This window comes from Streptosporangium sp. 'caverna' (genome assembly GCF_003203775.1).
In the GTDB taxonomy this organism is placed as follows: domain Bacteria; phylum Actinomycetota; class Actinomycetes; order Streptosporangiales; family Streptosporangiaceae; genus Streptosporangium; species Streptosporangium subroseum.
The window spans coordinates 2,201,262-2,214,951 of record NZ_CP029711.1 but is presented as its reverse complement, the minus strand read 5'-3'; the positions used below and the strand labels follow the sequence as shown (position 1 = coordinate 2,214,951).

The 13,690-nt window shown below is 71.8% G+C and carries 6 protein-coding genes; all 6 read right to left on the bottom strand.

The window, feature by feature from the left end; genetic code table 11:
- Positions 1-202 precede the first annotated feature (202 nt).
- Complete coding sequence (locus tag DKM19_RS09835) at positions 203-1,957, bottom strand: ABC transporter ATP-binding protein (RefSeq protein ID WP_110695428.1); 1,755 nt, start codon at positions 1,955-1,957, stop codon at positions 203-205.
- Positions 1,954-3,474 (bottom strand): ABC transporter ATP-binding protein, encoded by a 1,521-nt coding sequence (locus DKM19_RS09830; protein ID WP_204358729.1) that lies wholly within the window; start codon positions 3,472-3,474, stop codon positions 1,954-1,956. The genes DKM19_RS09835 and DKM19_RS09830 overlap by 4 nt, the downstream gene beginning before the upstream one ends.
- 306 nt (positions 3,475-3,780) lie before the next feature.
- Positions 3,781-5,856 carry a WD40 repeat domain-containing serine/threonine protein kinase gene (locus tag DKM19_RS09825; protein WP_162641387.1) on the bottom strand — a complete coding sequence of 692 codons (2,076 nt, stop codon included), beginning with the start codon at positions 5,854-5,856 and terminating at the stop codon, positions 3,781-3,783.
- Positions 5,857-6,116: 260 nt separating this feature from the next.
- Positions 6,117-9,245 (bottom strand): S8 family serine peptidase, encoded by a 3,129-nt coding sequence (locus tag DKM19_RS09820; protein ID WP_110695426.1) that lies wholly within the window; start codon positions 9,243-9,245, stop codon positions 6,117-6,119.
- 381 nt (positions 9,246-9,626) lie between these two features.
- Positions 9,627-12,866 (bottom strand): FAD-binding and (Fe-S)-binding domain-containing protein, encoded by a 3,240-nt coding sequence (locus DKM19_RS51555; protein WP_239514428.1) that lies wholly within the window; start codon positions 12,864-12,866, stop codon positions 9,627-9,629.
- Positions 12,863-13,438, bottom strand: a complete 576-nt coding sequence (locus DKM19_RS50565; RefSeq protein ID WP_204358728.1) for an FmdB family zinc ribbon protein — start codon at positions 13,436-13,438, stop codon at positions 12,863-12,865. Before DKM19_RS50565 ends, DKM19_RS51555 begins: the two co-directional genes overlap by 4 nt.
- Positions 13,439-13,690: the final 252 nt, after the last annotated feature.

Genomic DNA, 13,690 nt, shown 5'->3' with positions numbered 1-13,690 from the left:
AACCGGCTGCCGCTGATCGTCTCTTGATTGTTTGAGGAGCCTGGAGGGTTACGCTCCGGCGCGGATCTCGATGTTCACGGAAAGCCTCACCGCCGCTTTCCGGACATTCGCATGCTACCTGCCACCCGGCAGTGCTATTCGCCGCGCTCAAGAACCGCTCCGCGATCTGAGCCGAGGTCCGATCGTCTCCCGGTTCAACCGGTCAGCTCGGCGGAGAATCGTGTTCGGCGCCGACACTCCGCGAGCCGTGCCACGACCTCCACAGCGCCTCGTACACCCCGCCCGCCGCGACCAGCTCGTCGTGGGCTCCGACCTCCACCACCCGGCCGTCGTCCATGACCACCACCCGGTCGGCGTCGCGGGCCGTGTGCAGGCGGTGGGCGATCGCGATGACGGTCCGCCCCTCCAGGACGGCGGCGAGCGAGCGTTCGGCGCGCCTGGCCGTACGGGGGTCGAGCATGGCGGTGGCCTCGTCGAGGATGACGGTGTGCGGGTCGGCCAGGATGACCCTGGCCAGGGCGAGCTGCTGGACCCGGTCCGGGCCGAGGGTGGCGCCGGACGACTGGGAGCCCAGCTCGTCGTCGAGCGAGGCGACCCAGTCGGCGCCGACCGCCGCCAGCGCCTTGGCCAGGCGGTCGTCGCCGGCCGTCGGATCCGCCAGCAGCAGGTTGTCGCGGACGGTGCCGAGGAACAGGTGCTGTTCCTGGGTGACCAGGACGAGGTGCTCGCGGAGTTGGGCGGGAGAGAGGTCGGCGACGGGCACCGAGCCGACGGTGACCGTGCCCAGGCGGGGGTGGTCGATGCCGGCCAGCAGCTTGCCCAGGGTGGACTTGCCGGCTCCCGAGGGGCCGACGACGGCCAGGCGCTCGCCGGGCCGTACGGTCAGATCGACGCCGGTCACCACGTCGTCGCCGCCTTCGTAGGCGAAGTGCACGCCGCGCGCCTCGATGCGGTCCCCCTGCGGCGCCGCGGCGGCGACCTCCTCCCGCGCCGGTGTCGCGAGGCCCTCGATCCTGGCGAAGGAGGCGCCGCTGCTCTGCAGCTGCTCCAGCCAGATCAGGATCGTCTCGATCGGCTGGCCGAGCTGGCGCAGGTAGAGCACGCAGGTGACGACCGCGCCCAGCGTGACCTGGCCGCGGTCCAGAAGCACCCCGCCGAGCAGCAGTACCAGCACGGGCGGCAGGAGCGAGGAGACCTCCACCGAGGGCCAGAGCACGCTGCGCAGGAAGAGGGTCCGCAGCTGGGCGACCCGGCTGCGCTCGATCACCCGTTCCACCACCCGCGTGCGCTTGGCCTGCAGGCCCAGGGCCTCGATGGTGCGGGCGCCCGCGGCGTTGGCGGCCAGGTGCTCGGCCAGCTCCGAGCGGGCGGCGCCTTCCTCCAGGTAGGCGGGGCGGGCGCGGCGAAGATACCAGCGGGAGGCGGCCGCGATGCCGGCCGGCGCGAGCAGGCCGCAGGCGCCCAGGACCGGGTCGACCAGGAAGACGGCGACGATCAGGAAGAGCGCCTGCAGGCTCGAGACGAGGATCGCGGGGGCGGCGTCGCGCAGGGTGCGGCCGACGGCGGCCACGTCGGTGGTTCCACGGGCGGTCAGGTCGCCGGTGCGGATGTGCTCGACCGTGGCGGCGGGCAGGGCCAGCACGCGGTCCAGGAGTTCGGCGCGGATGTGTTCCTGGACACGCTCGCTGAAGCGGGTGCCGATCTTCTCGGCGTACCTGGACAGGATCAGCTGGGCCAGTACCGCGCCCACGGCGATCGCGGCGAGCAGGTCGACCGTGCCTCCGGCTCTGATGGAGTCGACGATGCGGCCCAGCAACCACGGGCTGACCAGCGCTGCGGCCGCCGCGAGGCTGTTGAGCAGCAGCGTCGCGGTGAAGCCCGGCACGTCGCGCCTGACCAGGCGCAGGGCGGCCCGCCGTACCTGCCGGCGGTCGGCGATGGGCAGGTCGCGGTTCATGCGAGCACCGATCGGTAGGCGGGGGTGGACTCCATCAACTCGCGGTGGGTGCCGGAGGCGGCCACCCGCCCGTCCTCGATGAACAGCACCCGGTCGGCCTGGGCGAGCAGCAGCGGCGAGGTGGTGGCCACGAACGTCGTACGGCCGGCGCGTGCCGTAAGGAGCCGCCCCGCGAGGAGGGACTCGGTGTGCGCGTCCAGTGCGGAGGTGGGCTCCACGGCCAGCAGCACCTCGGGCTCGGCCAGCAGCGCCCGGGCCAGGCGCACGCGCTGGCGCTGGCCGCCCGACAGGTTGCGGCCGCCGGGTTCGATCATCGAGTCGAGCCCGTGGCGCAGCCCCGCGACCACGTCCTGCGCCGCGGCGACGTGCACGGCCCGGTGGATGGCCTCGTCGTCCGCTTCGCCCCGGCCCTGGAGGACCTCGCGCAGCGTGCCCGCGAACAGGGCGGCGTCGTGGTCGGCGATCAGGGAGGTGCCGTCGAACCCGCCCAGCCCTTCGAGCAGCGCCACGCTCTCCTCGGGCCGGGCGCCGACCAGCCCCACCAGGCTCCCCAGCGCGACCTCCGGCCCGGCGGGCCGGGGCCGCTCCTCGGCGCGCAGCGCGAGGAAGCGGGTGACCTGGCGGGCGGCGACCAGGCCGTTGCTGATCTGGAAGCTGCCCTCGATGAAGGCGGAGACCGGCACCACCAGCACGGCGATGTACCCGTACACCCCGACCAGCTCGCCCACCGTGATCGCTCCCTCGGCGGCCAGCCGGGCACCCAGCCAGGTGACGGCGGCCAGGAACAGCGCCGGCAATCCGGTGCCCAGCGCGCCGATCCAGCTCGTCAGCGACGCCACCCGGTAGCCCTGCTCGCGCAGGCTCGCCGAGTCGGCGCGGTACCGCTCGGCGTAGGTGCCCTTGCCGCCGAAGGCGTTGAGCACCCGCAGCCCCTCGATCAGGTCGACCAGGCGGGTGGTCAGCCTGCCCTGGTTCTCGCGGTAGCCGTTCTGCACCTTCATCAGCCGCCCGAGCAGCGGGCCGAGCAGGATCGCCAGCAGCGGCACACCCAGCAGCACCACCACGGCCAGCACCACGGAGACCTGCAGCAGCAGTGCCGCCACCACGCCGTAGCTGATCACCGCGCCCACGCCGGGGCCGGTCACCGTCAGCGAGGCGGCGATGGCGATGACGTCGCCGATGCCGATCGTCACCACGTCGCCCGTCGAAGCGCGCTTGGGCAGGTCGGCGCCCAGCATGTTGATCTGCTCGACCAGGGCGCGCACGGTGCGGAAGTTGGCGTCCATCCGGATCTTGGTCATCGTGCGGTGCCGCAACATCGCCAGCCAGGCGTTGACCAGGCCCGCACCGAGCAGCGCCAGCACCCAGCCGAGCGCCAGGTCGTCGTCGATCGCCCTGGACAGCAGGTACGGCGGGAGCGTCAGGCCCACCATCCAGAGGGTTCCCAGCGTCGCGCCCAGCGCGACCCGGCCCTTCTGCTCCCAGGCCAGCCAGCACAGATACCGAGCCGCCTTCATGGTGATCACGCTAGAGCATGGCTTTAGCACCTCTTTGCCCGCCCTGGAGCGGCCGTTCGCAGCGGCCGACCCAAATGATCGGTCCCTCCTCGTCGCGCTGCCCGGGTGCGTACCGCGGCGACGCCGCCACGGTGCGCGAAGCCCCGCTCGCGGTCCGCCCGACGAGCCCGTGGATGCCTCAGCCCCGCTTGACGTCGAAGAGCCGGGTTGCCGGACCGCCTCGGAGCGGGACAGGAAGGAGAGGCGTCTCCTCGAGTCGCCGCCGGGTTCTCCGGCCGTAACGGCCCGCTGCCGGCGATGGCCGGGTCAACGGGTCCGCCACAACTTCACGGTCTTGTCGTTGCTGCCGGTGACGAGGATCGCCCCGTCCGGGCTGAAGGCCATCGACTGGACGGTGCCGGTGTGGCCGGTGAGGGTGGTGACGGTTCTACGACCGGCCACGTCCCACAACCGCGTCGTATCGTCGCCGCCGCCGGTGGCGAGGGTCCTGCCGTCCGGGCTGAAGGCCACCGAGCGGACGCCGTCGGTGTGGCCGGTGAGGGTGGCGACCGTTTTACGAGCGGCCACGTCCCACAACCGCACCGTATCGTCGTCGCTGCCGGTGGCGAGGGTTTTGCCGTCCGGGCTGAAGGCCACCGAGTAGACGCCGTCGGTGTGGCCGGTGAGAGTGGCGACCGTTTTACGACCTGCCACGTCCCACAACCGCGTCGTGGCATCCTCGCTACCGGCGGCGAGGAGCCCGCCATCCGGGCTGAAAGCCACCGACCAGACGTTTTTGGCGCGGCCGGTGAGGGTGGCGACGGGTTGGCGACCGGCCACGTCCCACAACCGCACCGTGTCGTTGCCGCCGATGGCGAGGGTCCTGCCGTCCGGGCTGAAGGCCACCGAGAAGACGGCGCCCTTGCGGTCGGCGTGACCGCTGAGGGTGGCGACGCTGCTGCGAGCGGCCACGTCCCACAACCGCGTCGTGTCGTCGTAGCTGCCGGTGGCGAGGAGCTTGCCGTCCGGGCTGAAGGCCATCGAGTAGATGGCCTCGGTGTGGCCGGTGAGGGTCGCGACGTTTCTGCGATCGGCCACGTCCCACAACCGCACCGTGTTGTCCTCGCTGCCGGTGGCGACGGTCCTGCCGTCCGGGCTGAAGGCCACCGACCAGACGTCTTTGGTGTGGTCGGTGAAGGTGGTCATCAGTCCGGGACTGGAGGCGGCGCTCGGTGTGCGGCTGGGGGTGGTGCCCGGGGTGGCGGAGGTGGTGCTCGGTTCGGCATCGGAGTCGCGGGTGAGGGCGATCGCGACCGGCACGCCGACGACGGTGAGGGCGCCGAGCCCGGCCAGGAGCAGGACACGGCGCCGTGGCAGGGACCGGTCCGCGACGGGGGCCGGCGCCACCGCCGCGGCGGGGACGGGAGAGGTCTCCTGCCCGCTGCCCGGGCCGCCGGTTCCGCCGCCCGGGCGCCGCTCGCCCGAACCGAGCGCACCGGGACCGTCGGTGGAAGGCGCTGACGGGAGGGCCGGATCCAGGTACGAGCCCGGGGACGAGTGCGGATACGCCTGGTGGGCGAGGGCGGTGAGCGCCTGGGCGGCCCGGCCGGCGCTGAGCCGCTCGGCGGGCTCCTTGCGCAGCAGTCCGGCCAGCACCGGCGCCAGCGGGCCCGCGTGCACCGACGGGGCGGGCTCCTGACTCAGCAGGGCCGCCAGGATCGCCACCATGCTCACTCCGGTGTACGGCGGGCGGCCCTCGACCGCGGCGTACAGCGTCGCCCCCAGCGACCACAGATCACACGCCGCGGTGACCGGCAGACCGTGGACCTGCTCCGGCGCCATGAACGCCGGAGTCCCCATCAGCACCCCCGACGTGGTCAGCGTGGCGTCCCCGGCCAGACTGGCGATCCCGAAGTCGGTGATGACCACCCGGTTGCCCGACAGCAGCACGTTGGCCGGCTTCAGGTCCCGGTGCACGATCCCGGCCTCGTGCGCCTCGCCCAGCGCCTCCACCATCATCGCGCCGATCCGCGCCACCTCGACCGGGGCCAGCCGCCCCTGCCGCTTGATCCGCTGGTCCAGCGACAGACCGCGGACGAACTCCATCACGATCACCGGAGCCTCGTCACGAGTGATCACGTCATGCACGGTGACGATGCCCGGATGATTCAGCCGGGCCGCCGAACGCGCCTCACGCATCGCCCGCTTACCGAACACCTCCCGCTCGGCGGCGTCCATACCCTGCGGAAACAGAATTTCCTTGACCGCCACCTCGCGATCCAGCAGCTCGTCGCGGCCCCGCCAGACCCGGCCCATACCGCCGACCCCGACCGGCTCGATCAACCGGTATCGCCCGCCGATGAGTTCGCCATCCGCCTCGCTCACCATCGGCACGATAACCACCGCTGATCACAGAACGGCACACGCTGCGCGATCCCGTCACCGTATGTCAGGGGAGATGACAGATCGACGTCCGTCGTGGACACGCCCGATCGCGGCGACCCGCGCCGCCGGCCGCCTTTCGACACGGTCGTTCTCCGGCTCTGCCGTCCACGCACGGGCGCTCCTCCGGCCGGGCCGTCCACGCACGGGCGCCCGCCCCCGGGGATCCGGGGACGGGCGCCTGCGTGCTGTGTTTGTTGAGTTACTGCCGTATGTGCTGGTTACGGCTTTGCGGCCGGCAACCTGCCGAAGTCGAGCTGGTCGGCTTCGTCACCGACCTTGTTGTCCAGGCTGACCACGAGCCAGCCCTTCGCCGGCGTGGCCGCGAGCTTCGCCTGGTCGACGGTGAGCTCGATGGTGGACGAGGCGCCGGGCGCGAGCGGCACGTAGGTCCCCGTCGTGATCGCCGGGGCGAAGGCGTCGAACGCCGCCGCCTCGGTGTCGTCGACGAGACCCTCGGGAACCTGCGAGATGCCGGTCACCGAGTAGGTGAAGCGGGAGGAGCCTTCTGCCAGACCGATCTCGGAGGCGAGAACCGGCATCAGCAGCGTGCCGCCGTTCATCGGAGCCGTGGCGACCCACGCGTCCACCAGGGACCCGTCGGCCTTGAAGACGAACGAGGCGAACCGGCCGTCGAGGTCACCCGTGGTGACCAGACCGTAGTCCGCGCCGACCAGGATGTAGTCGAGCGCCCCGTCACCGTTGGTGTCGATCGGGATGTCGAACTCGTTGGCCGCCGCGTTGGACCAGCGGCCCGAGGTGTTGACCGCGAAGACCAGCGACCGGTCGGTGCTGGCACCGCCGAGCACCGCGCCGGGGAGCGACTGCACCCCGGCCGCGCGGACGTCCATCGAGTCCTCGGCGCCGGTGACGTCATCGGCGTCGGTGATGCCCCAGGCGTAGACGTCGGCGGCACCGGAGTGCTTACCGCCGTTCTGAACCTTGATGGAGGTCGTGAGCCCACCGGTGCCCGGGGTGTACTTGCCCGGGTTGGTGGAGTAGACCTGGGACTGGGCGTCCGGGACGAGCAAGAACGCGACCCGCAGCGGGTAGACACCCTCGGCGGCCTGCTTCGGCGTGGCGGTGACCGCACCCTGGATGTGGGTGAGCGTGCCGAAGTTGGATTCCTCGGCGGCGGGGAGCGCGGCCACGGCCTGCGCGCTGAGCGACAGGGTGACCTTCACCGTGCGGCTGCTGTTCGGGCCCACGGTCACGGACGCGGGAGAGACCGCGACCTGCGCGCCGTAGGACTGGCCGTTGAACGCGGCGGCCAGATCGTAGGTGACCGAGGTGCTGCCGGTGTTGCGGAGGGTGAGATCCTCACTCCCGCTGAACGCGCCGGTCATCTTCTGCAGACCGAACGACAGGTTGCCCCCGTCCTTCTTGGTCTCGGCCACCACGGAGGCGCCGACCGCCTGACGGGTGGCGACGACGCCGGAACCGGCGACCCTGGCGGTGTAGCCCACGATCTTGGAGGTGGCGTCGGCCGTGCTGACGATCGCGGCCTTGATCACGCCGGGCTTCCAGCGCGGGTGGGCCTCCTTCACGAGCGCGGCCACACCGGCGACCATCGGGGAGGCCATCGAGGTGCCCGAGATCGTCGCGGGGCCCGAACCGGTGCCGACACCGGTCGAGACGACCGCGACACCGGGCGCGGTCACGTCCGGCTTCACCGCGCTGCTGCCGTTGCTGGGGCCGCCCGAGGAGAAGGAGGCGAGCTGGGCGTAGCCGGGGTTGGGGAGGGTCAGCGCCGTCAGCGCGGTGCTCTTGCCGTCCAGCGAGGCGGCCGCGGCGGCGTCGGTGCTCCTGATGCCGAGGAACGGAATGGTGACCGTGTACGCCTCACCGGTGTCCGGGTCGGAGGTGATCGGACCCTCCAGGGCCGGGTAGGCGGCGTCGGTGTTGATCATCGCGACCGCGGCGGCGCCGGCCTGCTGGCCGAGGATGGCCCGCTTGACCCGGGCGCAGGTGCCGCGCAGCGTGATCACGAGCTTGCCGGCGACGCCACCCGGGTAGGCCGCGTAGTCGGCCGGGGCGCAGCCCAGCGACACGGGTCCCGACGGATAGCTGGTGCGGAGCACCGCGATCGGCAGCGTTCCGGAGGGCAGGGGCGCCTCGTTGGAGTTCTGCGCGATGATCTCGACACCGTCCACCGAGATCTTCGCGGCGGGCAGCTGGGCGCGCGCGGCGTCGATGGCGGCTACCGAGATGGCGCTCGGGGCGACGGCGGGGGCTCCGGTGATGTAGGCGTTCGCTCCCGAGTTGCCGGACGAGGCGACGACGGTCACGCCCGCCCGGGTCAGCGTCTGCACGGCCTGCGCGGAGGGCTCGTCGACACGGCCGAAGGACGAGCCGAGCGACATGTTGACGACGTTGGCGCCGTCCTTGAGAGCCCGCTCCATCGCGGAGACGATGACTTCCTCGCTCGCCGAGCCCTCGCAGCCGAAGACGCGGTAGGACATCAGCGAGGCCTTGGGCGCCACACCGGGGCCGATCCTGAAGGCCTTGGTGTGCGTGGTGGAGTCGTACGAGCCGGTGTAGGTCTTACCGGCGGTGTCGACTCCGAAGCCCGCGGTGCTGCCCGCCACGTGGGAGCCGTGGCCGTTGCAGTCGAGCGGGTCGGGGTCGGGCTTGGGCAACGAGGTCGGGATGGCGCCGTCGTAGTCGTCGCCCACGAGGTCGTAGCCGCCGATGACCTTGGCGGTCGGGAACGTGCCCGGCTCGATCACCGTGCCGTCGTTGTTCGCGAAGTCGGCCGGGTTGCCCGAGCCACCGAAGTTGGCGTGGGTGTAGTCCAGCCCGGTGTCGATGATCGCGACCTTGACGCCCGTACCGGTCTTGCCGAGGTCCTGCCAGGCCTGCGGGGCTCCGATGTAGGTGACGGCGGCCGTGTTGTCACGGCTGAACGTGCGGGTGGGGTGCACGGAGACGACCCCGGGGGCCTGCTGGAGTGCCGGCAGGCTGCGCACAGGGATCGTGGCGGCGATTCCGTTGAAGCTGTCGGTGTAGGTGGCGAGGACCTTTCCGCCCTCGGTCTCCACCTTCTGCTCGACGCTCTGCTGCTCTTTCTTGAGCGCGGAGCGCAGGGACGGCTTGTCGACGGTCTTGCCGGCCTCCTCGGCGTCGGCCGTGGCGTCACCGACCGGTGTGCCTGTGACCTGGATGAGGACCTTGAGCTGACGAGCGGGATCCAGGGCGGCAGGCTTGAAGTTCGTGTAGCTGAATGCCCCCTCCAGACGCTCGAAGCTGGAGGGCCGGATGGAGTCCGCGGTCGCCGCAGACGGGATTACCGTCAGCGGAATGGCGATACTCGCGGACGCGAGCACTGCAAGAAGCAGGCGCCTCTTCACTAATCACCTCATGGGGGGAGGGGCGGAACACACATGCATCAGAAGCGTGACTCTGTAACATAAGGCATTAAGTGCTTCTTTGGTAACAAATAGAGCACAACATCCGTCAAGTCGGATGTTAAGGGGCTCTATCGCCAGCCTCCGGGCATCCTAGAGCCCACAGGGCCGTGGGGGCAGTCCCTAGACGCGCTTGAAGACCGTCTCCGGTGACCTTTTCCGCAGACGTTTCCGTGCGTCCTTCCGCGGAGATTTCCCTGCCGCCCTCCCGCAGGGTTCCCCGTGTCCTTCCGGGGAAATTCCCCGGCGTCCTCCTGCGGAGGTCCCTCCAGGTGTGACGGCCTGCCCGGCGAGTTCCGGCGGCCTACCGGGTCGTTTCCCCGGTCATCGGGGCGGGTCGGCCAGCAGCTCGGCGAGGTGGCAGGCCCTGGCACCGGCGAGCTGGTCGAGCTGGGTACGGCAGGAGAAACCGTCGGCGAGCAGAATCGTGTCCTTCCCCGCCCGCCGTACGGCCGGCAGGAGCTGGGTCTCCGCGACCGCGACCGACACCTCGTAGTGCCCCCGCTCGACGCCGAAGTTGCCGGCCAGGCCGCAGCAGCCGCCGACCGACGTCACCGAGGCGCCCGCCCGGACGAGCAGTTCCCTGTCAGTGTCCCACCCCATGATCGCGTGATGGTGGCAGTGCGGCTGGGCCAGCACCTCCACGCCGCCGAGGTCGGGTGGCGTCCAGCCCGGCAGGTCGGTCAGGAACTCGGCGAGGGTCCGGACCGACGCGGCGACGAGCCTCGCGGCGCGATCGCCGCCGCCGAGCAGATCGACGGCGTCGGAGCGGAGTACCGCCGTGCACGAGGGCTCCAGCGCGATGATCGGCGTTCCCTCCTCCGCGTACCGGGCCAGGGCGTCCACGGTCCGCCGGAGCCTGCGCCGCGCGGTGTCAAGCTGTCCGGTCGAGATCCAGGTGAGCCCGCAGCACAGGGAGGCGCGCGGGACGGCCACCTCGATGCCGGCGCCGTTCAGCACCCGCACGGCGGCCAGCGCGATCTCGGGCGAGAAGCAGTCGGTAAAGGTGTCCACCCAGAGCACCACCCTCGTCCCCGTCCCTGCGTTCAGGCTCGTCCCTGCCCTCGGTTCTGCGCTCAGGCTCGTCCCCGTACCAATCTCAGCCCCCGTGCCTGTTCCGGGCTCTGCCTCGGTTCCTGCGCTCAGGCCCTTCCCCGTACCAATCCCAGCCCCCGTGCCTGTCCCCGGCTCTGCCCCCGTTCCTGCGCTCAGGCCCTTCCCGGCGCCCGTGTCTCTTCCCTTCCCTGCGCTCGTCCCTGTCCCCGCGCTCAGGCTCGTCCCCGTGCCCGGGGCTGCCGTCCGTGTCGGGCGGCGACGGCGGAAGGGGCGCTCGGCGAACGAGGGCAGCGAGCGCCGGTGGTCGATCCCACCCAGCCGCTTGGCGATCGCGGCGATGAGCCGCACTCCCAGCATCGCGTTGACCACCCTCGGAGCCAGTCCGGCCAGCCGCGCCCAGCGCGGAAGCCGTCCCAGCGTGTAGTGCGCGGCCGGGCGCGGGCGATGACGGTAGGTCTGGTGGAGCACCTCGGCCTTATAGGTGGCCATGTCGACACCGGTGGGGCAGTCCGACCTGCATCCCTTGCAGGACAGGCAGAGGTCGAGCACCTCACGCACCTCGGGCGCCCGCAGGCCACCGGGCAGCGCGCCGTTCACCGCCTCCTGGAGCACCCTCGCCCGGCCCCGCGTGGAGTCCTTCTCGTCGCGGGTGGCCAGGTAGGAGGGGCACATGACGACGCCGCTGTCCACGATGTCGGACCGGCACCGCGCGACCCCGGTGCACCGGTGCACCGCGGCCGTGAGGTCGCCGCCGTCGTCGGGGTAGGAGAAGGCCGTGCCCTTGACGGGAGGAGGCGGCGGCTGGAGCCGGAGGTCGGCGTCGACCGCGGCGGGCCGTACGATCACGCCGGGGTTGAGCACGTCACCGGGGTCGAACACGGCCTTGGCGGCCGCGAAAACCGACAGCGCGGCCGGGGAGTACATCAGCGGCAGCAACTCACCGCGCGCCCGGCCGTCACCGTGCTCCCCGGACATCGAGCCCCCGTACGACGCGACCAGACGGGCGGTGTCGAAGACGAAGTCGCGGAACACCTTCGCGCCGTCGGCCCGGTCGAAGGGGAAGTCGATGCGGATGTGCAGGCAGCCGTCCCCGAAGTGGCCGTACGGCACGCCGGTCAGCCCATGGCCGATCATGAGCGCCTCGAACTCGCGCAGGTAGGCGCCGAGACGCTCCGGAGGAACGGCCGCGTCCTCCCAGCCCGCGTGGGCCGGAGCGCCGGCGGCCGAACGCGCCGACAGCCCCGCGCCGTCCTCCCTGATCCGCCAGATGGCGGCCGCGTGGGCCGGGTTGGTGATCACGAGACTGTCGTCGGCGGCCGAGTCCGTCACCAGCGCGACCGCCGCCGATCTCAGCTCGGCCTCCGAATCGCCGCCCAGCTCGACCATGAGCCAGCCGGCCCCCGCAGGAAGCGGCGGTACGCGCCCGGCTCCGCGCCGGGTCCGCACCACGTCGACGATGCGTGCGTCGATGCCCTCGATCGCGACGGGCCGGTGCGGCAGCAGGGCGGGTACGGCGTCCGCCGCCGTGGCCATGTCCCGGTAACCGAGCACGACCAGCACGGTGCGCGCGGGCGCCTCGACCAGAAGAACCTCGGCTCCGAGCACCACGCCCCACGTGCCCTCGGTGCCGACCATGGCCTTGGCCACGTCGAACCCGCGCTCGGGGAGCAGATGCTCCAGCGAGTATCCGGAGATCTGGCGCCGGAACCGGCCCAGTTCGGTGCGGATCACCGCGAGGTTGTCGCGAACCACCCGCTGGAGCCCGATCAGCGTCGGCGAGCCGTCCACACCACGCTCGGCACCGTCCGCGTCATGCCCGGTGAAGAGCCCGCCCGCGCCGTGCTCGGCGGGAAACCCGTGAGCACCGCGTCCCGTGGAGGGCCTGTCCGCGCCGCGTCCGGCGGGAAACCCGTGAGCATCCCGTCCCGTGGAGAACCCGTCCGCGCCGCGTCCTGGGGAGAACCTGTCCGCGGCGCGCCCCGTGGAGAGCCGCTCCCCGCCTCCGGTGAGCACGTCGAGAGCCAGGACGTTGTCGGCGGTACGGCCGTAGGCGAGCGCGCGGGACCCGCAGGCGTTGTTGCCGATCATCCCGCCGATCGTGCACCTGCTGTGCGTGGAGGGATCGGGGCCGAAGCGCAGGCCGTACGGCGCGGCCAGGCGCTGCAGCGTGTCGAGCACGATCCCGGGTTCGACGGTCGCGGTCCGCGCCTCCGGGTCGAGCGACTTCAGCCGTCCCATGTGGCGGGTGAAGTCCAGGACCACTCCGGACCCGACCGCGTTGCCCGCGATGGAGGTCCCCGCGCCCCGGGCGGTCAGGGGCACCCCTTCGGCTCGGCAGAGCGCGAGGGCGGCGGCGACCTCCTCCGCGTCGCGGGGGAAGACCACCGCCGCGGGAGGGACCCGGTACAGCGAGGCGTCGGAGGAGTACTCCGCCCGGCTCCTCGACGAGGCGTCGACGTCGCGTACACCGGCCCGGCGCAGCGCGGTGGCCAGCTCGGATGGCTTCAGGACGTCACTCCCCCTGCTGCTCCCCCGGCATGCGGCCCGTCGGCCGAGGACCCACGCCCCTGGCCGTGCGTGTTCCCACGGCCATGACCCGGGACGCCGGTCGGCCGACCATGACTCGGAATATCACCGACCGGCCGGTTGTGCCCCGGGACGTCACCGGTTGACCGTCCGCGACGTGGAATATCACCGATCGGCCGACCGTGCCCCGGGACGTCACCGATCGGCGGCCGGTCGCCCGCACGCAACGGCGCGTTCTCGTAGCGGCCCTCGTGCGCGATGATCGGCCTCCGGTCGCCCGCCAGCTCGGGGTGCCGCTCCTCCAGGTCGCGGCGGGCGTCGGCGGCCCGCCGCAGCTCGGCGACGTACTCCCGGTCCGCGTTGTGGGTGCCCCGCCAGGTCTGCGGCATCATCTCGGCGGGCGGCGGCGTGGCGGCCCTGCCTGTCACCGCGAACCTGCTGGGGACCTTGTCGGTGGCCGCACCGCACTCGCGGCAGCCCGGCAGGGGCGCGGTGAAGGACTGAATGACCTCGAAGCGGTGTCCCTCGCGGCAGCGCAGCTCGTAGATGGCCACGTCCTCACCTCATTCTCGAAATCCTCGAAAATCGCCACATTCTCTACGCTCTCGCAAAGGTGGTCACGTCCTCCACCTCGCCCCCGTAAAACGACCGCCCCGCCCATGTAAGACGGCCACGTCGCCCTCGTAAAAACCACCGCCTCGCCCTCGCAAGGACCCCCCGTAAACCACCGCGTCACCCTCGCAAGACGGCCTTGTCGCCCTCGAAAGGCCACCGCGCCACCCTTGCGAAAACGGCCACGTCCCCGT

Excerpts from the sequence above, each read along its gene's own strand:
- DKM19_RS09835 (WP_110695428.1), bottom strand. The coding sequence starts at position 1,957 with ATGAACCGCGACCTGCCCATCGCCGACCGCCGGCAGGTACGGCGGGCC.
- DKM19_RS09830 (WP_204358729.1), bottom strand. The coding sequence starts at position 3,474 with ATGAAGGCGGCTCGGTATCTGTGCTGGCTGGCCTGGGAGCAGAAGGGC.